Here is a 23,594-nt window from a genome sequence, read left to right on the forward strand (position 1 = left end):
TACATCCCTGGGAGGGGAACATGCGCAAGATCCTGATGGCCGCGATGCTGGCCGCTCCGCTGATGGCCCTGTCGCTGGTGGCATCGGCCGCCGACCCGGTGGTCGGCCGCTGGAAGACCATCGACAGCGAAACCGGCAAGCCGAAGTCCTTCGTCGAGATCACCCAGGCCGCCAACGGCACGATCACCGGCCGCATCGTCGAGCTGATCAACCCGAGCAAGCCGAACCCGACCTGCGACAAGTGCAAGGACGACCGCAGGAACAAGCCGATCACCGGCATGGAAATCATCCGCGGTATGAAGGCCGAGGGCGGCGGCGAGTACGCCGGCGGCACGATCCTCAAGCCCGACGAGGGCAAGATCTACAAGTCCAAGATGGAACTGATCGAGGGCGGCAAGAAGCTGGAGGTCTCCGGCTGCATCGCCTTCATCTGCAAGTCGCAGACCTGGATCCGCCAGTAAGTCCTCGCGGAGCGTCCACGACACAGGCCCGGCAATGCCGGGCCTGTTGCGTTTGGGCCAAGGAAAGAGCGTCCACCCGGCCATGCGATAATCGCGGCCCCCCGTCGCGAAGCCCGTCATGAGCCGTACTGCCCTCGTCACCACCGCCCTGCCCTACGCCAACGGCCCGCTGCACCTGGGCCATCTGGTGGGGTACGTCCAAGGCGACATCTGGGTACGGGCACGGCGCATGCGCGGCGACACCACGTATTTCGTCTGCGCCGACGACACCCACGGCACGCCGATCATGCTGGCGGCCGAAAAGGCCGGCGTCACGCCGGAGGCCTTCATCGCCGGCATCCAGGCCAGCCACGAGCGCGACTTCGCCGCGTTCGGCGTGGCCTTCGACCACTACGACTCGACCAACTCCACTGCGAACCGCGAGCTGACCGAGCAGTTCTACCAGCGCCTGGACGCGGGCGGCCACATCAGCCGCCGCACGGTGGCGCAGTTCTACGACCCCGCCAAGGGCATGTTCCTGCCCGACCGCTACATCAAGGGCATCTGCCCGAACTGCGGCTCCGCCGACCAGTACGGCGACAACTGCGAAGTCTGTGGCGCGACGTATGCGCCGACGGACCTGAAGGAGCCGAAGTCGATCCTGTCCGGCAGCACGCCGGAGATCCGCGATTCGGAGCACTACTTCTTCGAGGTCGGCCGCTTCGATGCCTTCCTGCGCGAATGGCTGGCGGGCGACGTCGCGCTGCCCGGCGTGAAGGCCAAGCTGCGCGAATGGCTGGATGCGGACGGCGGCCTGCGTGCGTGGGACATCTCGCGCGATGCGCCTTACTTCGGCTTCGAGATCCCAGGTGCGCCCGGCAAGTATTTCTATGTGTGGCTGGATGCGCCAATCGGCTACCTGAGCAGCTTCCGCACCCTGTGTGCCGAGCGTGGCCTCGACTTCGCCTCTCATCTGGAAGCCGGAACCGACGTGGAGCTGCACCACTTCATCGGCAAGGACATCGTCAACTTCCACGGTCTGTTCTGGCCGGCGGTGCTGCACGGCACCGGTCATCGCGCGCCGACGCGCCTGCACGTCAACGGCTACCTGACCGTCAACGGCGCCAAAATGTCGAAGTCGCGCGGCACGTTCGTCATGGCGCGCACCTATCTCGACGTGGGCCTGGAACCGGAGGCGCTGCGCTACTACTACGCGGCCAAGTCGTCGGGCGGCGTCGACGATCTCGACCTGAACCTCGGCGACTTCATCGCACGCGTCAATGCGGACTTGGTCGGCAAGTTCGTCAACCTGGCCAGCCGCTGCGCGGGCTTCATCGACAAGCGCTTCGCGGGACGTCTCGCCGATATCCTGCCCGATCCGGCCATGTACCAGCGCTTCGTCGACGCGCTGGGCCCGATCGCCGACGCCTACGAGCGCAACGAGCCAGCTACCGCATTGCGCCTGACGATGGCACTGGCCGACGAAGCCAACAAGTACATCGACGAGACCAAGCCGTGGGTGATCGCCAAGCATGAAGGCGCCGATGCGGAACTGCAGGCGGTCTGCACGCAGGGACTGAACCTGTTCCGCGTCCTCGCCGCTGCGCTTAAGCCGGTGCTTCCTCGTACTTCGGCCGAAGCGGAAGCTTTCCTGAGCGCGCCTGTCGTCACCTGGGATGGCGTGGCCGCGCCGCTGCAGGGCCACACCATCCAGCCGTACTCCCCCCTCTTCACCCGTATCGACCCGAAACTGATCGACGCCATGACCGACGCCTCCAGGGACACCCTCGCCGCTCCGACGCCCGCTGCTGCACCCGAGAAGAAGATCGAAGCGAAGGCTGCTCCCGCAGCCGAAACGAAGGACGCCGGCGGCACCATCGGCATCGATGACTTCGCCAAACTCGACCTGCGCGTCGGCAAGGTGCTGGAGTGCGACTTCGTCGACGGCTCCGACAAGCTGCTGCGCTTCCTGCTGGACGCAGGCGACCTGGGCCAGCGGCAGATCTTCTCGGGCATCCGCGCCAGCTACGCCGAGCCGGAGAAGCTCATCGGCCGCAACGTGGTGTTCATCGCCAATCTGGCCCCGCGCAAGATGCGCTTCGGCCTGAGCGAGGGCATGATCCTGTCGGCCGGTTTCGACGGCGGTGCGCTGGCATTGCTGGACGCCGATGCCGGTGCCCTGCCCGGCATGCCGGTGCGCTGACGCTACCAGCCACGTCCCGGCGATGAACGCCGATCTCGTCGAACGCCTCGACCGCCTGTTGCCGCAGACCCAGTGCGGGCAGTGCGGTTTCGACGGCTGCCTGCCTTACGCGCAGGCGATGGCGCGTGGCGAGGCCGGCGTGGACCATTGCCCGCCGGGCGGCGATGAGGGCGCGCGGACCCTGGCCCGCGTGCTCGACGTGCCCGCCGTGCCCTACGACCGCGCGCGCGGCACCCATAAGCCTGCGATCGTGGCGATGGTCGTCGAAGCGGACTGCATCGGGTGCACGAAATGCATCCAGGCCTGCCCGGTGGACGCGATCATCGGCGGCGCCAAGCACATGCACGTGGTGATCGATCCGTTGTGCACGGGCTGCGAACTCTGCGTGCCCGCCTGCCCGGTGGATTGCATCGTGATGGAACCGGCCTGAGCGCCACGGACGCGCATCGCGCGTCCGTCGGGAGCGGCTGCCTCAGCGACCGCCCGCCTTCCTGCACGCCGAACACACGCGCTCGACGGTGTACCCGTGCGCGCGCAGTTTCTCGACCACGCCGTCCTCGCCCAACAGGTGCAGCGCGCCGACCACGACCAGCGCATCGTCGTCGCCCGGCTGGTCGAGGATCTGGCGGATCTTCGGTACCCACGCGTCGTTGCGATCCACGTTGATGCGCTGGTACAGGCGCGGATACTGCTTGCGCATGTCCGAGGCCATGCGACTCCACAGGCCCTCGGCATCGCCGCGGCGCCAGGCGTCGTGCAGGCGATCCGTCTCCGCGGCGCCCTTGTCGGCCTCTTCCAGCGCTTCGGCGATGAACTGGCGCTGCTCGGTCGCATCCATGCCATCGAGCACGCCGATCTGTTCCTGCGCGCGCTCGAGGCCGCTGGTCGGCTTGCCGGCAGCCAGGGCCTTGTCCATGAAGTGGTTGTCCAGGCCCAGCTTGGGATCCAGTCCCTGCCTGGTCATCTCGACGATGCTGATCGTCAGCCCGACGAACCACGGCTCGAAACTGTTGAAGGACGCCAGCGGCACACCGTTCTTGCCCGCCCACGCTTCCAGACGCGTCCACGTGGCAGCATCCAGGTCCTGCTGCAATGTCTTTCCGTCGGTGCGGATGGCGGCCTGCATCATCAGCTGCGGCAACGCGGTCGAGCGCATTTCCTCCGGTGACAGCTCGAACATCATGCGCTCCGCATCGGCGAAGGCGGCGTCGACATCAGCAGACAGCGGGTAGTCGCTCGGGCGGAGCAGGTGGAACGATCCCAGCAGGTAGACCGCGTTGTCCTTGTCGGACACTTTCCACAGCAGCGGCACTGGCGCGCCGGTCGCCTTGGGCGCATCCGCGGCCAGGACCGATGCGCTGCCCAGCAGCGCGGTGAGGACGAGGGCTTTCAGCGAACGGCGCAGCAACATCCGGTGTATTCCTTCAAAGCACTTTGATGGGTTTTGCGTAGGCCTTCTCACCCGCCTCGACCAGCAGGTCCAGGCGATTCTCCGCCGGCGGCAGCGGGCAGGTCGCATACGGCGTGAAGGCGCACGGCGGGTTGTAGGCGCGGTTGAAATCCAGCACCACCTTGCCCGCCTGCGGCGCGTCGGCGTCGAGGAAACGGCCGGCCGGGTAGCTGCCGTGGCCGCTGGTGCGATCCGCCAGCACGAAGAACAGCGGGCCGCCGGCCTGGCCCAATGCTTCGAGTTTGAACGTCTTGCCGTCGCGCTCGAACTCGACCACGCCGGGATTCGGCGACTCGGTCGCTACGCCGATCACGTCGATGATGGTCAGCGTCTTGCCGGGCGGATGCGGGATGAAACGGCCTTCGATGCGCCAGTCTTCCTGTGCGGGCCAGTAGTCGAGCCCGATGAACTGAGTGCGCGACTCGGCATCGGCGTGCTTCACGCGCAGCGCATGCCGGTCGCCACGTTCGATCACCGTCAGCAGGCCCTTGCCGTCGTCGAAACCGATCGTCGACGGATGCGGATCGCGGTCGCTTTCCAGTTCGACGCGCCCCTTCAGCGGTTCGCCGTTGAAGGTCAGCGAGGTGCCGCTCTCGGGCGTGAGGAAGACGCGCTTGTCCTGCTGCGTGATCATGCCCAGCTTGGCCGGACCCGCGGCCAGCGTGATGCCGCTGCCCGGCCCGCTGCCGATGAAGTGGGATTTCAGTTCGATCCAGTGCAGGCCGACCAGGCTGGTCCAGCCGTCGGGAGCCGTCAGCTCGTTCTTGCGCTGCTCGCGCCAGGAGGTGTTGTCGGCGAGGAAACGGACATCGGCCACCTTGCCGGTGGTCGCCGCCTTGTCCTCACCGCCGCATCCGGCCAGCAGCCCCACCAGCATGGCCATCCCCAGCCATCCCCTGTTCTTCCCCATGTCAGCGTCCTCGCAGGAACCAGCGATCGATCTCGTTCAAGGAAAAGCGCGCCCAGGTCGGGCGACCGTGGTTGCACTGCCCGGAGCGCTCGGTAACTTCCATCTCGCGCAGCAGGGCATTCATTTCGGGCAGCGTCAGACGCCGGTTGGCCCGCACGGCACCGTGGCAGGCCATCGTCGCCAGCAGTTCGTCGCGCGCCGCCGCCACGCGCCGGCTCTCGCCGTGCTCGCGCAGGTCGGCCAGCACGTCGCGCAGCAGCGCTTCCGGCTCGGCGTTCGACAACAGGGCAGGAATGCTGCGCACGTTCAACGACTGCGGGCCACTTCGGGTGATGTCGAAGCCGAGTGTCGCCAGCGTGGCGGCTTCGCGCTCGGCCACGTCGGCCTCGCGTTCGGCCACCGCCAGCGCCATCGGCACCAACAGCGGCTGCGAGCGCAGGCCGATGCCGTCGTGCGCGCCTTTCAGCTTCTCGTAGCCGATGCGTTCGTGGGCTGCATGCATGTCGACCACGATCAGGCCGTCGGCGTTCTCCGCCAGGATGTAGATGCCGTGCAACTGCGCAATGGCGAACCCGAGCGGCGGAATGCCATCGACATCGTTAGCCGGCATCGCCAGCACGGACGTCGTCGGCATCATGCCGGTCTGCACGGCATCCGTCGCCGGCGCGGCATACAGCGCGGCATACGCCGCCGGCGCTTCCGCCACGTTGAGCCCCAGCGGCGACTGCTGCGTGGGCATCCAGGCCGCCGGCACGGACAGCGCGGGCCGCGCTGCGAACGGAGACGGCGAGATGTCCTGCGGCACGATGCCGGCACGCGTTTCCGCCAGCGCTTCATGCAGCGTGCGGTAGACGAAATCGTGGATCAGCCGCGTGTCGCGGAACCGCACCTCGTGCTTGGCCGGATGGACGTTGACATCGACGCGGGTGGGATCGAGTTCGAGGAACAGCACGTACGCCGGCTGGCGACCGTGGAACAGCACGTCCTGATAGGCCATCTTCACCGCATGCGCGATGTTGCGGTCGCGCACCGAGCGGCCGTTGACATAGACGTACTGCTGGTCGGCGCTCGCGCGCGAATAGCTGGGCTGCGCGATCCAGCCATGCAGGCGCAGGCCCGCGGCGGCATGGTCCACGCGCAGCGCGCTGCGCGAGAAGTCATCGCCGAGCGTTTCGCTCAGGCGGGCGAGCGATTCCAGTTCGTCAGCCTTGTAGCGTCGCGACGGCCGACCGTTGTGCGAGACACGCAGTTCGATGTCGGGGCGCGCCAGCGCCAGCGAACGCAGCCACTCTTCGATATGGCCCATCTCGGTACGCTCGGCGCGCAGGAACTTGCGACGCGCCGGCACGTTGTAGAACAGCTCGCGTACTTCCACCGTGGTGCCGACGGCATGCGGCTTGGGCGCCACCTCGCCGACCCTGCCGCCCTCCACCTGCAGCGACGCGCCATGCTCGTCCTGCGCACGCCGCGAGGTAAGCGCGAAGCGGCTGACCGAGGCGATCGACGGCAGCGCTTCGCCGCGGAAACCGAGCGTGGCGACGGCTTCGAGGTCGTCGAGCGAGGCGATCTTGCTGGTGGCGTGGCGCGATACCGCCAGCGGCAGTTCTTCCGGCGCGATGCCGCCGCCGTCGTCGCGGATGCGGATCAGGCGGACACCGCCCTCTTCCAGGTCGATGTCGACGCGACGCGCGCCGGCGTCCAGGGCGTTTTCGACCAGTTCCTTGACCACGGAGGCCGGTCGTTCGACGACTTCGCCGGCGGCGATCTGGTTGATGAGGGTGTCGGGAAGCTGGCGGATCGGCACGTGCTGGCGGCGCAGGCGCGCCGTCTCGGGGAGTCAGCCGTGATGATAGCCGAGCGGGCGCGGACTCAGGGCGCGCCGGCGGCGCCGCCCGCCGCGACGGTGCGTGCATCGGCTTCGGCCTGCGCGCGCGCGGCGAACAGCGTGCCCGGCGGCGGCTGGCGGGTGAAGTACGACTGGATGCCGTCCAGCACCGCACCCGCCACCTTGCGCTGGTGCGCCGGGTCGAACAGGCGCTTTTCTTCGTCGGCGTTGGAGATGAAGCCCGTCTCTACCAGCATCGCCGGCATGTCGGAGTTGCGCAGCACTTCGAAGTTGGCGAACTCGATCTGCGGCTTGTGGGTCTTGCCCAGGCCCTTCAACGAGGTCAGCACGTGGCCGGCGGCGTCCTGCGAGGCCTTCATGTGACCGCTCTGGGCCAGGTCCAGCAACACGTTGGACAGCGTGTCCTTGGTCAGGCGCACACCGCCGACCAGGTCGGAGGCGTTTTCCTTGTCGGCCAGCCAGCGGGCGTGCTGCGACGAGGCACCGCGCAGCGACAGCACGTAGACCGACGAACCCCAGGCGCTGCGGTTCTCCGCCGCGTCGGCATGGATCGAGACGAACATGTCGGCCTTCGCCGTACGCGCCTTGCGCGCACGCTGCGGGCGTTCGACATACACGTCGGTGTCGCGGACCAGATAGGCCTTCATGCCCGGTGTGGCATTGATCTGGCGCGCCAGCTCCTTGGAGATCGCCAGCACCGCGTGCTTCTCGTAGCGGCCGCTGGGGCCGATGGCACCGGGGTCCTGCCCGCCGTGGCCGGGATCGATGGCGATGACCAGCGGCCGCGTGCCGGCGACGACCGCGGCCGGCGGCTTGGGGGCTTCGGCAGCGGATGCGGTCTCGGTCGTCGTAGCGGCCCCACCCGGCATCGGCGTGGGCTGGCCCGTGGCGATGGTATAGGCGGGGCGCTCGCCGCTGGCCGTCTGCGCCGGCACCGTGGTGGTGGTCGGCTGGCCATTGAGGATGGCCTGCGGGGACGGCGATGTCGGGCTGGACGGCGGCGGCACGGCGGCGGGCGCGCTGCCGGCCTGCACCACCTGCGCCGTCAGCAAGGCGGTGGCGCGTGCGGCATCCGCCTGCGGCGACGTCGAGGGCGTCGTGGTTGTAGCGGGTGCAGGCACTGATGTCGTGGCGGCGATGGTCGCGGCCGGCACGGCGGCCGCACCGTCGCCCGGCCACTCGATCACCAGACGCGAGTTGGCGCCTTCCTGTTCCATCCGCGGCTTGAGCGCGGTGACCGGCGAGGCGAGGTCGAAGACGATGCGCAGCGTGTTCGCATCCGGCTGGCCGGTCCGCACGGCGCGCACGATCCCCGATGGGGCGGGAAGGCGCAGGCCGGCCTTCGCCGACGAGGCCGGCAGGTCGACGACCAGCCGGTCGGGACCTTTCAGCGTGAGGGTCTTGTACTGGCCCGCGCCGGCGAGCTGGATCTCCGCCCGCGTGCCGGTACTGCCCTGGGCGACGGTGACGGCGGTGACTTCACCGGCCAGCAGCGCGCCCGGCGCCAGCGCCAGTGCGCCCGCAAGGGCGAGACGCAACGCGATGGTGGTGGGCATCCCCGGGCTCATGCCGCGGATTCAAGCACCATCCGCCCACGAATGCAAGGCGTTTTCCCTTAATAATCCGCAACCTGGCAGATGTTCCTAACCGAGCTGGAGAGATGGTGCCTGCAACTGGCGTTCGGCGGCCAACCGATCGAGCCACTGCTCGCCGACAGGGGTCGCGCCGGTGAGCCGGGCCGAGCGGCCGTCCCCCTCGACCGCCAACGCCACATGCAGGTCCGCGGCGGGCAGCGCGGCGGCACCGCGCTCGGGCCATTCCACCAGCCAGAGCACCGCGGTCCCTTCATCCAGCCCGAGGAACTCGAGTTCGCCCGCGTCGCCGATGCGGTACAGGTCCAGGTGCCACGCTTCGCCTCCCTCCACGGGATAGCGCTCGACCAGCGTGTAGGTAGGACTGCGGATGGCGCCCGCGACACCGAGCGTCCGCAGAAGCGCGCGCGCCAGGGTGGACTTGCCCGCCCCGAGATCGCCCTGCAGGTGCACGACGGCAGGAGCGGGACGCGTGCGTGCCAGCGCCTGGCCCAGCGCTTCGGTGGCGTCGTTGTCGGGAAGGAACACGTGCATGCGGCGATTCTAAGCGCTCGCGCAGCATGCGCCACGCAGAACCGCACCGCTCATGGATTCGACAAGCGCCGCAGATGCGCGAACAGGTCCGACGGCAGCAGGCCGCGCTGGCCGTCCCACGCCGCGGCATCGCCCGCCGATGCGTGCAGCAACGCGCCCGCGCTGGCGGCATCGAATGCGGAAAGGCCCTGCGCGCGCAGCGCGGCGATGACGCCGGTCAGCACATCGCCCATGCCGCCGACCGCCATGCCGGGGTTGCCGGCATCGATCACGCGCGCGGTTTCGCCGGGCGCCGCCACGACCGTGCCAGCGCCTTTCAGCACCACAACGCACGCATGACGCTGCGCGATCGCCTGCGCTGCGGCGAGACGATCGCGCTGCACATCGGCGCTGGCACAATCGAGCAGGCGCGCCGCTTCGCCCGGATGCGGCGTCAGGATCGCGTCGTCCAGCGGCAACGGCGAGGCGGCCAGCAGATTGAGCGCATCCGCATCGAGCACCAGCGGCTTTGCGCTGCGCACGGCGTGCAGGAAGAGGGCGTTCCCCCACTCGCCCTGCCCCAGCCCTGGACCGATGGCAATCACCCGCGCGCGCGCGATCAGCGGCGCCAGATCGTCCGTCGACTCCACCGCACGTACCATCGCTTCAGGCCTGCGGGCCAGCAGCGGCGCGACGTTGACCGGACGCGTGGCCACGCTCAGCAGGCCGGCGCCCGCACGCAACGCGGCTTCGGCGCACAGTGCGATCGCACCGCCACTGCCTTCGTCGCCACCGATACAGAGCACGTGGCCGGACTCGCCCTTGTGCGTGTTGCGGCGACGCGGCAGCAACCACCGCGCCAGCGCATCCTGCTCCAGCAACGATGCCGTCACCGGCACGTCCTCGAACGCAGCGTCGGGAACATCGAGTTCTTCGAGCACGAGGATGCCGGTATATTCCAGCGCATCGCCGGTATGCAGACCCGCATGCCGCGCGATGAATTGCAGCGTGCGCGTCGCCAGCACCGCGACACCTGGCGCGCAACCTTTGTCCGCATCGACGCCACTCGGCACGTCGAGCGCAAACACCGGCGCTGTCTGCGCATTGATGGCGTCGATCAGCGCCTGCACGTCCGTCTCCGGCGCCCGCGACAGACCGATGCCGAACAACGCATCAACCACAATGTCCGCCTTCGGCAGCGCGCTCTCGAACAGTGTGACCTTGCCGCCACCGGCGACGTACTCGGTGCAGGCGCGCTGCGCGACCGGGTTGGCCGGGACATGCACGGGCAGATGCACGATCTCGATCTGGCGTCCGGCACGATGCGCGTGCCGGGCCAGCACGTAACCGTCGCCGCCATTGCTGCCCGGCCCGCACACCACCACGATGCGCTGCGCCTCGGGCCAGTGCAGCAGCAGGTGCTGCCAGGCCGCGAGACCGGCGCGTTGCATCAGCCCATACGGATCGCCCCCCAGGGCCTGCGTGGCGCGTGCATCCAGCGCCCGCGCGGCATGGGTGGAATACAGGGGCCAGGTGCCGGACATGCGCGGATTCTAGGTCCCGTCCCGGTTGCGGGGAAGTGAATCCGGAGGGTCCTCCTATAATCCTCCCATGTCCGTCATCGGCCCCGCCGTGCTCCTGCCCGACCCCACCGCACTCGCCCGGCGCGTGCGGACGCTGGCGCGTGAATTCGGGTTCCAGCGCTGCGGCATCGCCGGCATCGAGCTGGGCGACGACGAACGGCATCTCCGCGACTGGCTGGCGGAGGGGCTGTACGGCTCCATGGCCTGGATGGCCCAGCACGGCGACAAGCGCTCCCGCCCGCAGGAACTGATCCCCGGGACGCTGCGGGTGATCTCGGTCGGACTGGATTACGGCCGCAACGACAGCGACGACGCGTGGGACACCCTGCGCGATGGCGAGCGTGCCTACGTGGCGCGTTACGCGCTCGGCCGCGATTACCACAAAGTGATGCGAAACCGGCTGCAGAAGCTGGCCGAGCGCCTGCAGCAGGAGGTCGGCGCGTTCGGCCATCGCGTCTTCGTGGATTCCGCACCCGTACTGGAGCGCGCACTGGCACGCAATGCCGGACTGGGCTGGATCGGCAAGCACACCTGCCTGATCGACAAGGATGGCGGCTCCTGGTTCTTCCTCGGCGAGATCTACGTCGACCTGCCGCTGCCGGTCGATGCGCCGGCCAGCGCGCACTGCGGCACCTGCACACGCTGCATCGAGGTCTGCCCCACGCAGGCGATCACCGCGCCCTACCGGCTCGATGCGCGCCGCTGCATCTCCTACTTGACCATCGAGCACGACGGCGCGATCCCGGAAGCGCTGCGGCCGGCGATCGGCAATCGCATCTTCGGCTGCGACGACTGCCAGCTCGTGTGCCCCTGGAACAAGTTCGCCAAGCGCACCGACGAGCCGGACTTCCGCGCGCGCAACGAGCTGGACGTGGCGACCCTGCCGCAGCTGTTCGCATGGAACGAAGACGAGTTCCTGCGCCGCACCGAAGGTTCGGCGATCCGCCGCAGCGGCCACGAGCGTTGGCTGCGCAATATCGCGGTGGCGCTGGGCAATGCGCCGACCACGCCCGAGGTGCTCACGGCACTGGCGAGCCGGCGCGAGGATCCGTCCCCGCTGGTCCGCGAGCATGTGGCGTGGGCGCTGCAACAACACCGCTCCTCTGTGGGAGCGACGTAAGTCGCGAAAGCGATCACGCCAGAAGCTCGCGACTTACGTCGCTCCCACAAGATCCGGCAACACTCGCAGCGCCAGCAGCGTCAGCCCCGCGCCCTCAGCTCCGCCAGCAGCGCCCGCGTCACCGGATCCTTCGCTTCGGATTCGCCCTTCAGCGCGGGCAGCAGTCCGTTGGCGAGTTGCTTGCCCAGCTCCACGCCGAACTGGTCGAACGCGTTGATGCCCCACAGCACCGACTGCGCGTAGACGCTGTGCTCGTACATGGCGATCAGGCCGCCGAGCGACTGCGGCGTCAGCGCATCCAGCAGGATCATCGTGCTGGGCCGCCCGCCCGCATAGCTGCGATGAGGATCGTCGCTGGCCTGCCCGTTGGCCAGGGCCTCGCTCTGCGCCAGCAGGTTGGACATCAGCGCCAGGTGGTTCTCGGCATGGGGATCGTCGTGGCGCACGGTGCCCACGAAATCCAGCGGCACGATCTGCGTGCCCTGGTGCAGCGCCTGGAAGAAGCTGTGCTGCACGTCGGTGCCGGCGCCGCCCCACCAGACCGGCACGGTGTCGACGTCGACCGGACTGCCATCCAGCGTCACCGACTTGCCCAGGCTCTCCATCACCAGTTGTTGCAGGTAGGCAGGCAGCAAGGCGAGGCGCTGGTCGTACGTCATCACGCCATGCGCGGCATGCCCGAGTACGTTGCGGTTCCATACCGCGGTCAATGCATGGCGGACGGCGATGTTGTCCGCCAGCGGCGTACCGACGGCGTGGCCATCGAACGCCGACGCACCGTCCAGCAGCTGTTCGAAGCGGTCGAAGCCGATCGCCAGGGCGATCGGCAGCCCGACGGCCGACCACAGCGAGTAACGGCCACCGACCCAGTCCCACATCGGCAGCACGCGCTCGGGCGCGATGTCGAAGGCGGCGGCGGCGCGCTCGGGATTGGCGCTGACCGCGTAGAGGCGCTCGCTGCCACCCAGCCAGTCGCGCAGGATGCCGCCGTTGAGCAGCGTTTCCTGCGTACCGAACGTCTTGGAGATCAGCACCGCCGCCGTGCGCGCGGGGTCGAGCGGGGCCAAAGTGCGCTGTGCGGCCGCACCGTCCACATTGGACAGGAAATGCACGCGGAAGCGACCCGGCAGCGGACCGCGCAGCGCATCGGCCACCAGCCGCGGGCCGAGGTCAGAACCGCCGATGCCGACGCTGACGATATCGGTGACGTCGCTGCTCTCCAGCTGCGCGATCAACGCGGCCATGCGCTGGCGGACGTCGAGTGCCGACGCATAGGCCTCGCGCGCGATGACCGCCTCCGAGTTCCGGCCACGCAATGCGGTATGCAGCGCCGCGCGCCCCTCGGTGACATTGACCTGGTCGCCGTCGAACAGGCGACGGAACGCACCGGCCAGATCCACCGCTTCGCCCTGCGCCAGCAGAGCCTGCCAGGCGGAGGCATCGTACGACTGGCGCGCGAAGTTGAAGTACAGCGGACCGGTGCGCAGCGTATGGGCGGCGACGCGATCGGGCTCGCGCGCCAGCAGGGTGTTCAACGGAACCGCGCGCAGGCGCGTGGCGTGGGACTGCAGCGCGTCGAAGCCCTGGCTCATGTCAGGCCGCCTGCTTGGGGATGCTGCGGTTGGTGTGAGTGATGCGGTTCTGCCCGTCCACATAGACGAGCGTGGGCTGGAACGCATCGGCTTCCTGTTCGCTCATCGAGGCGAACGCGGCGATGATGATCAGGTCGCCGACCTGCACGTGGCGCGCGGCGCCGCCGTTGAGCGAGACGACACCGCTGCCTTCGTCGGCGCGGATCGCATACGTCGAAAAGCGCGCACCGTTGGTCACGTCCCAGATGTGCACCTGCTCGAACTCGCGGATGCCGGTGGCATCCAGCAGCAGGCCGTCGATGGCGATGGAGCCTTCGTAGTTCAGCTCGGAATGGGTGACAGTCGCGCGGTGGATCTTGGTCTTGAGCAGGCTGAGGTGCATGTCGGCGGGGTCTGGAGCGGGGACGCGAAGTGTAGCCCCTCGTGCCCGCCGCAGCGTGCACGTCCCCGCGACGCTGCGGTCAGAATTCCAGGTTGTCGATCAGCCGCGTGCGGCCCAGTCGGGCGGCGATCAGCGCGACCTTGGCCGCCTGCTCGCCGTCGTCGGGCGTGGACAGGTCCGGCCGGCGCACAACGGTGTAGTCGACCTCGTAACCGGCCGCGCCCAGTGCTTCCGCCGCGCCGGCTTCGACCTGCGCCAGCGACTGCCCCGCCAGCACGCCGTCGCGCATGGCCAGCAGCACCTTGCGGATCTGCGCGGCGCGCGGCCGCTCGTCTGCGGACAGGTACTGGTTGCGCGAACTCATCGCCAGGCCATCGGGCTCGCGCACGATGCTGCCGGCGAGGATCTGGATGGGGAACGCCAGGTCGGTGACCAGTTGCCGGATCACCGCCAGTTGCTGGTAGTCCTTCTTGCCGAAGGCCGCCACGTCGGGCTGCACCTGGTTGAACAGGCGGCTGACGACGGTGCACACGCCGTCGAAGTGGCCGGGACGGTGCGCACCTTCCAATACGCTGCTCACGCCGGGGACATGGACGTTGGCCGCCAGCTCGACGCCGAACGGGTACATGGATTCCACCGTCGGCAGCCACAGGACATCGCAACCGGCGCCTTCGAGTCCGCTCATGTCCGCTTCCGGCGTGCGCGGGTAACGGGTGAAGTCCTCGTTGGGACCGAACTGGGTCGGATTGACGAACACGCTGGACACCACACGGTCCGCGTACTGCCGCGCCAGCATCACCAGCGAGTAGTGGCCGGCATGCAGGTTGCCCATCGTCGGCACGAAGCCGACACGCAATCCCTGCTGCCGCCATTCCCTGACGCGTGCGCGCAGCGCGTCAAGTTCGGTGATGGTCTCGATCATCGTGGCCCCTGTGGCGAATCGTGCGCGCAGCGCGGTCAGTAGGAATGGGCGTCGTCGGGGAACGCCCCGCTGCGCACCGCGTCGGCATAGGCGCGCACCGCGCCCGCCACGGAGCCGCCGTCGGCAAGGAAATCCTTGACGAACTTCGGTCGCCGATGGCCCGTGTCCAGGCCGAGGAAATCGTGCAGCACCAGCACTTGCCCGTCGCAGCCGGGGCCGGCGCCGATGCCGATGGTGGGGATGGCGAGGTCGGCGGTGATCGTGGCCGCCAGCGACGACGGCACGCATTCCAGTACCAGCAGTTGCGCACCGGCGTCGGCGACCGCACGGGCCTCTTCACGCAGGCGCGCAGCCGCCGCTTCGTCGCGGCCCTGCACGCGGTAGCCACCGAACTTCAGTACGGACTGTGGTGTCAGGCCCAGGTGGGCGCAGACCGGGATGTCGCGCTCGACCAGGAAGCGGATGACCTCGAGCTTGTGGCCCGCGCCTTCCAGCTTGATCATCTCCGCACCGGCCTGCAGCAGCGCGATGGCCGCATCGAGCGCACGCTCGGGCGTGGCGTCGGACTGGAACGGCAGGTCGGACACCAGCAACGCCCGGTTAAGCCCGCGGGACACGACGCGCGTGTGGTAGACGATGTCGTCGACCGTCACCGGCAGCGTGGAATCGTGCCCCTGCACCACCATGCCCAGCGAGTCGCCGATCAGCACCAAGTCGACGCCGTTGGCATCCAGCACGCGGGCGAAACTGTTGTCGTAGGCCGTCAGCATCACCAGCTTGCGGCCGTCGCGCTTGGCGTCGGCGAGGGCGGGAACGGTCCAGGGCTTGCTGTCGGCATGCGTGCTCATAGCGCCGCATTATCCACTCATAACGGACGGATGTTGGACATTTCCAGCACGGACACAGCATCCCGCGCATCGCCTCGTCCCGGAATGCGGGCGTCCGGCAGCACGTCCAGCAGCGGCACCAGCGCGAAGGCGCGCTCGTGCAGGTGCGGATGCGGCACCTGCAGGCCGGGCTCGTCGATCACGGCATCGCCGTAGAGCAGCAGGTCGAGGTCCAGCGTACGCGGTCCCCAGCGCTCGCCGTCCACGCGATGGCGTCCGAATCCGGCTTCGACCGCGAGCAACTGTTCGAGCAGCACGCGCGGCGACAACGACGTCTCCACCCGCACGACCGCATTGATGAAATCGGGCTGGTCTTCCCGGCCCCAGGCCGGCGTCCGGTAGAAGCGCGAGACCTCGCACACGGCGATGCCATCGCGATGGGTCAGCGCCTCGACCGCCTTGCGCAGCGTATCGGCGGCGTCGCCGAGATTGGCCCCCAGGCCGATGCAGGCCTGGATGACCGGCATCATTCGGGCGACGCACCGCCGGTACGGCGGCGGCGACGGCGGCGGCGCTTCGAGGGAGGCGCGTCTTCGTCGTCGATGGCGTCCGGCGAGACGACACCGAGCGTGGCGGCCAGTTCCTCGCCGGATTGCGTCTGCGCCTCGCGCCAGAACGCGACGTCCTCCGCATGCTCGGGCGACGCGGCCAGCCGCAGGACCAGGAAATCGAACGCCGCGCGGAAACGCGGGTGGGTCAGCAGGCGCGTCACGCGCTTGCGCTGCCTGTTGCCGAAGCGCGTCTGCAGCAGCCAGATCTCCTGCATCGGCAGCGAGAAGCGGCGCGGCAGCGCGACCGTGTTCAACTGGTGCAGGGTGACGCGGTCGGCGGCGCGGCGCTGCGCTTCCTCGGCATGCACGCCCTGCGCCTGCAAGCCCATCAGCGCGCGGCAATACGCCGGCCACAGCAGCAAGGCGAACAGGAAGGCCGGCGACACCGGCTCGTCGTTGGCGACGCGCTGGTCGGTGCCGGTCAGGCCCGCAAGGACCATGCGGCGCAGGGCGCCGCTGCGGTTGGACGAAAGCGCGGCCGCAGTCTCGGGGAACAGCACCTTGAGCAAGCCGAAGCGCTCCAGGCCTTCGAAACTGGCGACGCCGTGCCCGGACAGGAACAGCTTGAGGATCTCTTCGAACAGGCGCGCCGGCGCGGCTTCGGCCAGCAGCGGCGCCAGCGGCGCGATCGGCGCGGCGGTCTCTGCGTCGATCTCGAAGCCCAGCTTGGCGGCCAGGCGCACCGCGCGCAGCATGCGCACGGGGTCTTCGCGGTAGCGCTGCTCCGGATCGCCGATCAGCTTCAGGCGCCGCGCCATCGTGTCCTCGAAACCGCCGACGTAGTCGCGGACCGAGAAGTCGTCGATGGCGTAGTACAGCGCATTGGCGGTGAAGTCGCGACGCACCGCATCGTCTTCGATCGTGCCGTAGACGTTATCGCGGACCAGGCGACCGTTATCCATCTCGCGGTCGCCGCTGCCGTCGTCGACGTTGGCGCGGAAGGTCGCGACCTCGATGATCTCGCGACCGAACACCACGTGCGCCAGGCGGAAGCGGCGCCCGATCAGGCGGCAATTGCGGAACTGCTGTCGCACCTGTTCCGGGGTGGCGTCGGTGGCGACGTCGAAATCCTTGGGGTGGCCGCCGACCAGCAGGTCGCGCACCGCGCCACCGACCAGATAGGCCTGGAAACCGGCATCCCGCAGGCGGTAGAGCACGCGCAGCGCGTTCGGGCTGATGTCCTTGCGCGAGATGGTGTGCTGGTCGCGCGGGATGGTTCGCAGAGCGGTGGCGGGCGTAATAGCGGCAGTTCCATGCAGGAGGGTCGCGCAGCCGTCGGGATGGATTGCCCTCGGCCTGAGCGCCGCCTATACTAATCCGCTACGCCGGTTTCACCAAAAACGCTCCCTTCGTCTAGTGGTTAGGACGTGGCCCTCTCAAGGCTAAAACAGGGGTTCGAGTCCCCTAGGGAGCGCCATCCGGCCGAGGCTGCGGGTTGAGATCCGCAGCAGGTGCACCACCAGAACCCCGCTCCGGCGGGGTTTTGTGTTTGCGGACCCGGGCACGGACGCATTAAAGACGGTTTAATCGCGCCGACCTAGCATGGTCGCCCCTACCCGCCCGAGGGCCGCCCGTGTCGCGCCTGCTCCTGGTTGAAGACGACCGCATGCTCGGCGACGCGCTGGCCGCCGCGCTTGCGCAGGATGGCTGGTCCATCGACCGCGCCGAGGACGTCGCGTCCGCGCGCCTGGCGCTGGTCGACCACGGCTACACCGCCGTGTTGCTGGACCTCGGCCTGCCGCGCGGCTCCGGGCTGGACGTGCTGGCCGCCCTGCGCCAGCGCTACGACACCACCCCGGTGCTGATCATCACCGCGCGCGACCAGCTCAGCGACCGCGTCCGCGGCCTGGATGCCGGCGCCGACGACTACATCGTCAAGCCCTTCGAGGCCGGCGAGCTCAGTGCACGCCTGCGCGCGGTGGTCCGCCGCACCCAGGGCCGCGTGGCCCCGGTGCTCCGCCATGGCGACATCGTGCTGGATCCGGCCGACCGCTCGGTGCGCCTGGGCGATCGGCCCGTGCGCCTGGGCGTGCACGAGTACCGCACCCTGCTCGCGCTGATGGAACGTCCCGGCCGCGTGATCGCGCGCGACACGCTGGAATCGCTGGTCTACGGCGGCGACGGCGCGATCGAGAGCAACACCATCGCCGTCTATATCCACCAGTTGCGCAAGAAGCTCGGCGATGGCGTGATCGCCACCGTGCACGGCTTCGGTTACCGCCTGGGAGAGGGTGAATGAGCCATTCGCTGAAATCGAAGCTGCTGATCGCGGTGATGACGCCGCTGGCCCTCGGCTGGACCTGCTGGCTGGGCGGCCAGCACTTCCAGATGACGCGCCAGCAGCAGGGCCACGACGACCTGTTCCTGCAGGAAGTCAGCGAGCAGATCCTGCTGTCCATGCCCAGCACGCTCGACGTGCTGGACGAAGGCCCGCGCCTGCGCTTGCCCACGCGTCGCAGCATGACCGGGAAGAAGTTCGACACCTTGCGCTACCAGGTGTGGATACTGGGCCGCAGCACGCCCGTGGTGGCCTCGGACGGCGCACCGATGGAGCCGCTGCGCGCGGATTTCAAACCCGGATTCGTGGTCAGCGAGGTCGCCGGCGAACCGTGGCGCGTCTATGCCGTCACCGATGCCAGCGGCCGCATCCAGGTGCAGTCCGGCATGTCGCAATCGGCGATGAAGGCCGAACTCGCGCACTGGGTGAAGATCAGCCTGTGGAGCGGCATCGGCATCCTGCTGGTGCTGGGCACCACGGTAGGCCTGGCCATCCACTGGAGCCTGCGCCCGATGAACCGGCTGCGCCGCGAGATGGCGCAGCGCGAGCCGCACGACTTGGCGCCCCTGCCCGTGCGCAAGCTGCCGCGCGAGATCCGTCCGCTGGTGGATTCGTTCAACCTGCTGCTCGAACGCCTGTCCGAAGCGATGCGGGGCGAACGCCAGTTCCTGGCCGATGCCGCGCACGAACTGCGCACGCCGCTGGCCGCGCTGCTGACGCAGACCCAGGTGGCCATGCGTGCCGGCAGCCAGGCGGACGCGCAGGCCGCGCTGGCGCAGCTGGCGCACGGCATCCAGCGCACCTCGCGCCTGGCGCAGCAGTTGCTCGATTCGGCGCGCGTCGATGCCTCGCCGCTGCGCGAAGACCGTCCGGTGGTCGCGCTGCCGGACGTGGTGACGATGGTCGCGCGCGAGTTCGACTCGATGGCGACCCGCCGCCAGCAGACGCTCGCGCTGCATGCGGAACCGGCCAGCGTGCAGGGCGACCTCGACGATCTCGGCATCCTCGTCCGCAACCTGCTGGACAATGCCGTGCGCTACAGCGGCGACGGCGCACGCATCGAGATTGCCTGCGGGGCCGACGACGCTGGCACCACCGCGTGGCTGGTCGTGCGCGACAACGGCCCCGGCGTGCCGACCGACGAACGCGAGCGCATCTTCGAGCGCTTCTTCCGCGGCAGCCAGGGCAACGGCGAGCGCGGCAGCGGCATCGGCCTGTCGCTGGTCGATCGCATCGCCCGCGCGCACGATGCGCGCATCACCGTGGAAGAAGGTATCGGCGGCAGGGGATTCGGCTGCCGCGTCGAATTCCGCGCGGCATCCGATGCCTGAAACACAGCGTGGCGTTACTCGCCGCGCCACCAGGGCAGCGTGTCGCCGGGCCGCGCGATCGCCAGCGGTTGGCCGATCACCGGCGTGACGATGTCCACGTCCGCCTGCTGCGACAGCGTGTACAGCGTTTCCATCGGCTCGCTCCAGCCATGGAACGCCAGGTCGAAGGTGCTGTTGTGGATCGGCACCAGCGACCTGCCGCCCAGGTCGAGGTGCGCCTGCAGGGTCTGCGTGGGCAGCATGTGCACGTCCTGCCAGCGGCGGTCGTACGCGCCGCATTCCAGCAGGGTGAGGTCGAACGGTCCCAGGCGCTCGCCGATGGTGCGGAATCCGTCGAAATACCCGGTGTCACCGCTGAAGAACACCTTCAGGTCGTCGCTCTGGATCACCCACGACGCCCACAGCGTGGCATTGCGGTCGAACAGCGTGCGGCCGGAGAAGTGCTGCGACGGCGTCGCGGTGAAGCGCACGCCCTGCAGCTGTACGTCGTCCCACCAGTCCAACTGGCGCACCTTCTCGCGCGGCACGCCCCAGCGGACCAGGCGGTCACCGACGCCGAGCGGCGTCAGGAACACCTCCGTCTTCGCCGCCAGCGCGCGCACGGTGTCGCGATCCAGGTGGTCGTAGTGGTCGTGCGACAGCACCACCGCGGACAGCGGCGGCAGATCGTCGAGGTCAATGGGCGGCGCGTGGAAACGCTTCGGCCCGGCCCACTGCACCGGCGAGGCGCGCTCGGAGAACACCGGATCGGTCAGCCAGAAACGTCCGTCCAGCTTCAACAGCACCGTCGAATGACCCAGGCGATACAGCGTGCCGTCCGCGGCATCGTCCAATTCCCGGCGGGTCAGTGCCTGCATCGGAATCGACCGGGTCGGGACCGTACCGGCCGGCTTGCCACCCACCAGGAAATCCCACCAGAGCTTGCTGGTCTCGCGCCAGCCCATCGGCCGCGGCTTGCGCTCGTTCTGGAAGCCGTCCTCGCCGAACTGCGGCGACTCCGGATACGACAGCGTGGCGCAGCCGGACAGGCCGGCGTAGGCGAACGCGGAGGCCGACACGCATGCGGCGGCCGCGATGCGCTTCAACCGCTTCCTGCTTCGCGGCGCAGGGGTGGACAGATCAGTCATGCTGGTCGCTCCGCAACGTCGGGAACACGTACTGGATCATCGTCGCCGTCCCGGCCTGGCCGGGCAGCGCCATCTGTGTGCCGCCCTGCCCCACCGGCACCTGCCAGCGCAGGTCCACGCAGCCCAGCTCCGAGGCCGTGCGCCGTGCTTCGGCGAACAGGCGGGCGGCGATGTCCGAGGGCCGCGCACTGGCGGGCACGAACAGCGCCTCCAGGTTGAGTTAGTACGCGCGCTCGATCATCGAGAACCCCACCGTGGCGAAGGCGTAGCCGGACGACTCCCGGCGGCGCTCGGCGATCCAGGCCCATGCGCGCAGCGGCGGTTCGAACAGCGCTTCCATCAGCTCGAGTACGCCGGTGCCCGCCCGCGGGCCGGACGTGCCCGGCAGCTCCGCCACCTGCCGGTCGCACAGCTGCATCAGCGCGGCGGCATGCGCACGGGTGACGCGACGGATGTCGATGTCGTCGCCGGCGGATACGCGGGTCGCGGCGAGTTCATCGGGCGCTGGAAGATAGGCCACGGGCGCCGGGCGAAGCAGCGTTGCCATTTCTGCACGGGAAAGTCGGGCGTTCATGGGGAACTCCAAGGGAGGGAGGGAGGGAGCGGAAACTCAGAATCCGCGCGAGATGCCGACGAACAGGGACGTGCTGCGGTCCTTGCCCAGCTCGACCAGCGGACTGTCCTGCAAGGCGCCGGGCAACGCGCGGTACTCCACGTTGCCCATCAGGGCCCAGCGCTTGGCGAACGGCTGGATCAGCGTCAGGCTGGCGCGCGGCACCGTCACCGCGCCGGGACGGTAAGCCGCCACGCCGCGCGCGACCTCCTCATCGAGGATGCCGTAGTAGTAATCGGCCATGTCGGCCGACAGGCGCACCGCGCCGATCGAGGGCACCAGCGTCGTGCGTCCCAGCGTCAGCGGATAACTGTAGTCGAGCGCGACGGAGTACCCGTCGCTGGTGCCGGTCACGTCGACACGCGCGTCGAGGTCGAGTTTGCCACCGGCCGCCTTCCAGCTCGCCCCGACGCCGACATCGACGCTGTCGTCGCGGTCGGACAGCAGGCGACGGTCGACGCCGCGGCGCGCCAGTTGGGCGACGCCGAAATCGTCGGCGTCCAGGCCATCCAGCCGCCCGGCGATGAAGGTCCGCAGTTCGAACCGGTCGTCGGTGTAGGCGCGATAACCCAGTGCGGCACCGCGCAGATAAAAGCGGTCGCCGTCGTAGGCGATGTTGGGGTACAGGCGCGTGCGCGTGCCCTCGCCTGCGTACTCGCTGTCGCGGTGGACGACCGCCACGCCCGCGCTCCAGCGCGCCGGCAGCTGGTCCTGCGTCTTCGCATCGGTGCGTTCGACGACCTGGGCGGACACGGACAACGGCAACAGCAGCAACAGGGGCGTACAGGCTCGCAACACACTCATGGGGACCTCGGCGGTGGGGGGACCGGCATTCCGGCCCACCCATGCTCGCGCGCGCGCTTTAAGAACTCCTTAAGCGCCGGACGCGCCCCGCCGCCGGGCGATTCACTGCATGCGCGGCAGGTCGAACACCAGTACTTCCGCGCCGATGCCGCGCTCGATGCTGACCAGCGGTTCCGCGTCGTAGAGCAGCGCATCACCGGCCCTCAACGCCTGCCCGTTGACGGTGGCCTCGCCACGCGCCACGTGCACGTAGCCCAGTCGACCCTCGGCCAGGCGAAGCTCGGCCTTCTCGCTGCCGTCGAACAGGCCCGCGTACATGCGTGCGTCCTGATGGATGCTGACCGAACCGTCGGCGCCGTCCGGACTGACCACCAAACACAGGCGACCCTGCTTCTCGGTCGCCGGGAAGGCCTTCTCCTCGTACGACGGCGGCACGCCCTGGCGATCCGGGATGATCCAGATCTGCAGGAAGTGGGTGGTGCCGGTTTCGCTGTAGTTGAACTCGGAGTGCTGCACGCCGGTACCGGCGCTCATCAGCTGCACGTCGCCCGGCACGATGCTGGAGCTGTTGCCCATGGAATCCTTGTGTCCCAGCGCGCCTTCCAGCACGTAGCTGATGATCTCCATGTCGCGGTGGCCATGCTCGCCGAAGCCGCGGCCGGCGGCCACGCGATCCTCGTTGATCACGCGCAGCGGCCCCCAATGGACGTGCTGGTCGTCGAAGTAGCTGGCGAACGAGAAGCTATGCCAGGAATCCAGCCAGCCATGGTTGGCGTGGCCGCGGGCCTTGGCAGGACGGAGGGTGATCATGGCGGAGCTCCTGATGTGGTGAGGCGCGCATCATGATCCTGCGCATGGATGGAATAAATCAGCCAACAACCAACTGATTGTTCCATTTATGAAGAATTCGCAGCGAACCCCGGGGCGGCACCGCGCTTGCCGGAACAATGCGCATGCCCTGTCGCCACGTCCTGCCGCATTCGACTGACCACGCCGCCACCTCACGACGACCCGCCTTCGCAGGGAGCGGGCAAGAAAGATTCCCAACTCGAATCACGCAGTGATTTAAACTTGCGCGGTTCTTTCCGCTGCACATCGAGTCTCATGCCTTTCGTCGTCACCGAAAACTGCATCAAGTGCAAGTACACCGACTGCGTGGAAGTCTGCCCGGTGGACTGTTTCCACGAAGGCCCGAACTTCCTGGTGATCGATCCGGACGAATGCATCGACTGCACGCTGTGCGAGCCGGAATGCCCCATCAACGCCATCTATCCCGAGGACGACGTGCCCGCCGGGCAGGAAGGCTATGTGGCGCTCAACGCCGAACTGTCGCGTGCCTGGCCGGTGATCACCACCCGCAAGGATCCACTGCCGGATGCCAAGGAGTGGGAAGGCAAGCCGGACAAGCTGCCGCTGCTGGAGCGCTGAGCGCGCCGCCGGCCCAGAGCCG

24 protein-coding genes and 1 tRNA gene are annotated in these 23,594 nt (G+C 68.7%); 8 read left to right on the forward strand and 17 right to left on the reverse strand.

Annotated elements, in window-relative coordinates:
• Window positions 1-20: 20 nt before the first annotated feature.
• From AC04MD_RS17045 to rnfB, 3 genes are all read left to right on the forward strand, one after another.
• Window positions 21-461 (forward strand): DUF2147 domain-containing protein, encoded by a 441-nt coding sequence (locus AC04MD_RS17045; RefSeq protein ID WP_475498455.1) that lies wholly within the window; start codon window positions 21-23, stop codon window positions 459-461.
• 118 nt (window positions 462-579) lie between these two features.
• Complete coding sequence (gene metG, locus AC04MD_RS17050; RefSeq protein WP_475498456.1) at window positions 580-2,643, forward strand: methionine--tRNA ligase; 2,064 nt, start codon at window positions 580-582, stop codon at window positions 2,641-2,643.
• Window positions 2,609-3,073, forward strand: coding sequence for an Rnf electron transport complex subunit RnfB (rnfB, locus tag AC04MD_RS17055; RefSeq protein ID WP_475498457.1), 465 nt, complete (start codon window positions 2,609-2,611; stop codon window positions 3,071-3,073). Before metG ends, rnfB begins: the two co-directional genes overlap by 35 nt.
• A gap of 42 nt (window positions 3,074-3,115) precedes the next feature.
• Here rnfB and AC04MD_RS17060 read toward each other — a convergent pair whose 3' ends face one another.
• The 6 genes from AC04MD_RS17060 to AC04MD_RS17085 all read right to left on the reverse strand — a co-directional run bounded on the left by AC04MD_RS17060 (window position 3,116) and on the right by AC04MD_RS17085 (window position 10,498).
• Window positions 3,116-4,054 (reverse strand): TraB/GumN family protein, encoded by a 939-nt coding sequence (locus tag AC04MD_RS17060; protein ID WP_475498458.1) that lies wholly within the window; start codon window positions 4,052-4,054, stop codon window positions 3,116-3,118.
• 13 nt (window positions 4,055-4,067) lie between these two features.
• Complete coding sequence (locus AC04MD_RS17065) at window positions 4,068-5,003, reverse strand: DUF1684 domain-containing protein (protein WP_475498459.1); 936 nt, start codon at window positions 5,001-5,003, stop codon at window positions 4,068-4,070.
• Between the two features lies 1 nt (window position 5,004).
• Window positions 5,005-6,807 carry a DNA mismatch repair endonuclease MutL gene (gene mutL / locus AC04MD_RS17070; RefSeq protein ID WP_475498460.1) on the reverse strand — a complete coding sequence of 601 codons (1,803 nt, stop codon included), beginning with the start codon at window positions 6,805-6,807 and terminating at the stop codon, window positions 5,005-5,007.
• 65 nt (window positions 6,808-6,872) lie between these two features.
• A complete protein-coding gene (locus tag AC04MD_RS17075) occupies window positions 6,873-8,405 on the reverse strand; it encodes an N-acetylmuramoyl-L-alanine amidase (RefSeq protein WP_475498461.1) in 1,533 nt (510 codons plus the stop codon).
• 87 nt (window positions 8,406-8,492) lie between these two features.
• Window positions 8,493-8,975 carry a tRNA (adenosine(37)-N6)-threonylcarbamoyltransferase complex ATPase subunit type 1 TsaE gene (gene tsaE, locus AC04MD_RS17080; protein ID WP_475498462.1) on the reverse strand — a complete coding sequence of 161 codons (483 nt, stop codon included), beginning with the start codon at window positions 8,973-8,975 and terminating at the stop codon, window positions 8,493-8,495.
• Window positions 8,976-9,025: 50 nt separating this feature from the next.
• The gene (locus tag AC04MD_RS17085) at window positions 9,026-10,498 is read right to left on the reverse strand and encodes an NAD(P)H-hydrate dehydratase (protein ID WP_475498463.1); all 1,473 of its coding nucleotides are present in this window, start codon (window positions 10,496-10,498) and stop codon (window positions 9,026-9,028) included.
• Window positions 10,499-10,565: 67 nt separating this feature from the next.
• Between AC04MD_RS17085 and queG the strand changes: the two genes are divergently transcribed.
• The gene (gene queG / locus AC04MD_RS17090) at window positions 10,566-11,657 is read left to right on the forward strand and encodes a tRNA epoxyqueuosine(34) reductase QueG (protein WP_475498464.1); all 1,092 of its coding nucleotides are present in this window, start codon (window positions 10,566-10,568) and stop codon (window positions 11,655-11,657) included.
• 80 nt (window positions 11,658-11,737) lie between these two features.
• On the opposite strand, the gene pgi is transcribed toward queG, so the two are convergent.
• The 6 genes from pgi to pcnB form a co-directional block, all read right to left on the reverse strand.
• Window positions 11,738-13,249, reverse strand: a complete 1,512-nt coding sequence (gene pgi, locus AC04MD_RS17095) for a glucose-6-phosphate isomerase (RefSeq protein ID WP_475498465.1) — start codon at window positions 13,247-13,249, stop codon at window positions 11,738-11,740.
• 1 nt (window position 13,250) lies between these two features.
• On the reverse strand, window positions 13,251-13,631 hold the full coding sequence (gene panD / locus AC04MD_RS17100) for an aspartate 1-decarboxylase (RefSeq protein ID WP_192311656.1): 381 nt from the start codon (window positions 13,629-13,631) through the stop codon (window positions 13,251-13,253).
• A gap of 79 nt (window positions 13,632-13,710) precedes the next feature.
• A complete protein-coding gene (panC, locus tag AC04MD_RS17105) occupies window positions 13,711-14,553 on the reverse strand; it encodes a pantoate--beta-alanine ligase (RefSeq protein ID WP_475498466.1) in 843 nt (280 codons plus the stop codon).
• 35 nt (window positions 14,554-14,588) lie between these two features.
• Window positions 14,589-15,401, reverse strand: a complete 813-nt coding sequence (panB, locus tag AC04MD_RS17110; protein WP_475498467.1) for a 3-methyl-2-oxobutanoate hydroxymethyltransferase — start codon at window positions 15,399-15,401, stop codon at window positions 14,589-14,591.
• 17 nt (window positions 15,402-15,418) lie between these two features.
• Window positions 15,419-15,907, reverse strand: a complete 489-nt coding sequence (gene folK, locus AC04MD_RS17115) for a 2-amino-4-hydroxy-6-hydroxymethyldihydropteridine diphosphokinase (protein ID WP_475498552.1) — start codon at window positions 15,905-15,907, stop codon at window positions 15,419-15,421.
• Window positions 15,907-17,250: a polynucleotide adenylyltransferase PcnB gene (pcnB, locus tag AC04MD_RS17120; RefSeq protein WP_475498553.1), complete on the reverse strand. Its 1,344-nt coding sequence runs from the start codon at window positions 17,248-17,250 to the stop codon at window positions 15,907-15,909. The genes folK and pcnB overlap by 1 nt, the downstream gene beginning before the upstream one ends.
• Before the next feature lie 83 nt (window positions 17,251-17,333).
• Between pcnB and AC04MD_RS17125 the strand changes: the two genes are divergently transcribed.
• From AC04MD_RS17125 to AC04MD_RS17135, 3 genes are all read left to right on the forward strand, one after another.
• Window positions 17,334-17,408 (forward strand) — tRNA-Glu (locus AC04MD_RS17125).
• A 156-nt stretch (window positions 17,409-17,564) separates the two neighbouring features.
• Window positions 17,565-18,230, forward strand: a complete 666-nt coding sequence (locus AC04MD_RS17130) for a response regulator transcription factor (protein WP_475498468.1) — start codon at window positions 17,565-17,567, stop codon at window positions 18,228-18,230.
• Window positions 18,227-19,600 (forward strand): ATP-binding protein, encoded by a 1,374-nt coding sequence (locus AC04MD_RS17135; protein WP_475498469.1) that lies wholly within the window; start codon window positions 18,227-18,229, stop codon window positions 19,598-19,600. Before AC04MD_RS17130 ends, AC04MD_RS17135 begins: the two co-directional genes overlap by 4 nt.
• Window positions 19,601-19,614: 14 nt before the next feature.
• Here the strand turns inward: AC04MD_RS17135 and AC04MD_RS17140 are convergent, their stop codons facing one another.
• The 5 genes from AC04MD_RS17140 to AC04MD_RS17160 form a co-directional block, all read right to left on the reverse strand.
• Window positions 19,615-20,685 (reverse strand): MBL fold metallo-hydrolase, encoded by a 1,071-nt coding sequence (locus AC04MD_RS17140; protein ID WP_475498554.1) that lies wholly within the window; start codon window positions 20,683-20,685, stop codon window positions 19,615-19,617.
• Between the two features lie 34 nt (window positions 20,686-20,719).
• A complete protein-coding gene (locus AC04MD_RS17145; protein ID WP_475498470.1) occupies window positions 20,720-20,926 on the reverse strand; it encodes a hypothetical protein in 207 nt (68 codons plus the stop codon).
• 21 nt (window positions 20,927-20,947) lie between these two features.
• The gene (locus tag AC04MD_RS17150; protein ID WP_475498471.1) at window positions 20,948-21,301 is read right to left on the reverse strand and encodes a hypothetical protein; all 354 of its coding nucleotides are present in this window, start codon (window positions 21,299-21,301) and stop codon (window positions 20,948-20,950) included.
• A 36-nt stretch (window positions 21,302-21,337) separates the two neighbouring features.
• Entirely contained in the window at window positions 21,338-22,144 is an 807-nt protein-coding gene (locus tag AC04MD_RS17155; protein ID WP_475498472.1) for a MipA/OmpV family protein, read from the reverse strand.
• Window positions 22,145-22,246: 102 nt separating this feature from the next.
• On the reverse strand, window positions 22,247-22,954 hold the full coding sequence (locus AC04MD_RS17160; protein WP_475498473.1) for a pirin family protein: 708 nt from the start codon (window positions 22,952-22,954) through the stop codon (window positions 22,247-22,249).
• A gap of 294 nt (window positions 22,955-23,248) precedes the next feature.
• Here AC04MD_RS17160 and fdxA point away from each other — a divergent pair, with 294 nt between their 5' ends.
• Window positions 23,249-23,572, forward strand: a complete 324-nt coding sequence (fdxA, locus tag AC04MD_RS17165) for a ferredoxin FdxA (RefSeq protein WP_056881145.1) — start codon at window positions 23,249-23,251, stop codon at window positions 23,570-23,572.
• The last annotated feature ends 22 nt before the right edge of the window (window positions 23,573-23,594 follow it).

This window comes from Pseudoxanthomonas sp. LjRoot206 (assembly GCF_056175725.1).

Excerpts from the sequence above, each read along its gene's own strand:
- AC04MD_RS17075 (WP_475498461.1), bottom strand. The coding sequence starts at position 8,405 with ATGCCCACCACCATCGCGTTGCGTCTCGCCCTTGCGGGCGCACTGGCG.
- AC04MD_RS17045 (WP_475498455.1), top strand. The coding sequence starts at position 21 with ATGCGCAAGATCCTGATGGCCGCGATGCTGGCCGCTCCGCTGATGGCC.
- AC04MD_RS17085 (WP_475498463.1), bottom strand. The coding sequence starts at position 10,498 with ATGTCCGGCACCTGGCCCCTGTATTCCACCCATGCCGCGCGGGCGCTG.
- fdxA (WP_056881145.1), top strand. The coding sequence starts at position 23,249 with ATGCCTTTCGTCGTCACCGAAAACTGCATCAAGTGCAAGTACACCGAC.
- AC04MD_RS17060 (WP_475498458.1), bottom strand. The coding sequence starts at position 4,054 with ATGTTGCTGCGCCGTTCGCTGAAAGCCCTCGTCCTCACCGCGCTGCTG.
- panB (WP_475498467.1), bottom strand. The coding sequence starts at position 15,401 with ATGAGCACGCATGCCGACAGCAAGCCCTGGACCGTTCCCGCCCTCGCC.
- AC04MD_RS17135 (WP_475498469.1), top strand. The coding sequence starts at position 18,227 with ATGAGCCATTCGCTGAAATCGAAGCTGCTGATCGCGGTGATGACGCCG.
- pgi (WP_475498465.1), bottom strand. The coding sequence starts at position 13,249 with ATGAGCCAGGGCTTCGACGCGCTGCAGTCCCACGCCACGCGCCTGCGC.
- panC (WP_475498466.1), bottom strand. The coding sequence starts at position 14,553 with ATGATCGAGACCATCACCGAACTTGACGCGCTGCGCGCACGCGTCAGG.
- queG (WP_475498464.1), top strand. The coding sequence starts at position 10,566 with ATGTCCGTCATCGGCCCCGCCGTGCTCCTGCCCGACCCCACCGCACTC.
- panD (WP_192311656.1), bottom strand. The coding sequence starts at position 13,631 with ATGCACCTCAGCCTGCTCAAGACCAAGATCCACCGCGCGACTGTCACC.
- AC04MD_RS17155 (WP_475498472.1), bottom strand. The coding sequence starts at position 22,144 with ATGAGTGTGTTGCGAGCCTGTACGCCCCTGTTGCTGCTGTTGCCGTTG.
- AC04MD_RS17065 (WP_475498459.1), bottom strand. The coding sequence starts at position 5,003 with ATGGGGAAGAACAGGGGATGGCTGGGGATGGCCATGCTGGTGGGGCTG.
- AC04MD_RS17160 (WP_475498473.1), bottom strand. The coding sequence starts at position 22,954 with ATGATCACCCTCCGTCCTGCCAAGGCCCGCGGCCACGCCAACCATGGC.
- tsaE (WP_475498462.1), bottom strand. The coding sequence starts at position 8,975 with ATGCACGTGTTCCTTCCCGACAACGACGCCACCGAAGCGCTGGGCCAG.
- folK (WP_475498552.1), bottom strand. The coding sequence starts at position 15,907 with ATGCCGGTCATCCAGGCCTGCATCGGCCTGGGGGCCAATCTCGGCGAC.
- metG (WP_475498456.1), top strand. The coding sequence starts at position 580 with ATGAGCCGTACTGCCCTCGTCACCACCGCCCTGCCCTACGCCAACGGC.
- AC04MD_RS17150 (WP_475498471.1), bottom strand. The coding sequence starts at position 21,301 with ATGAACGCCCGACTTTCCCGTGCAGAAATGGCAACGCTGCTTCGCCCG.
- rnfB (WP_475498457.1), top strand. The coding sequence starts at position 2,609 with ATGCCGGTGCCCTGCCCGGCATGCCGGTGCGCTGACGCTACCAGCCAC.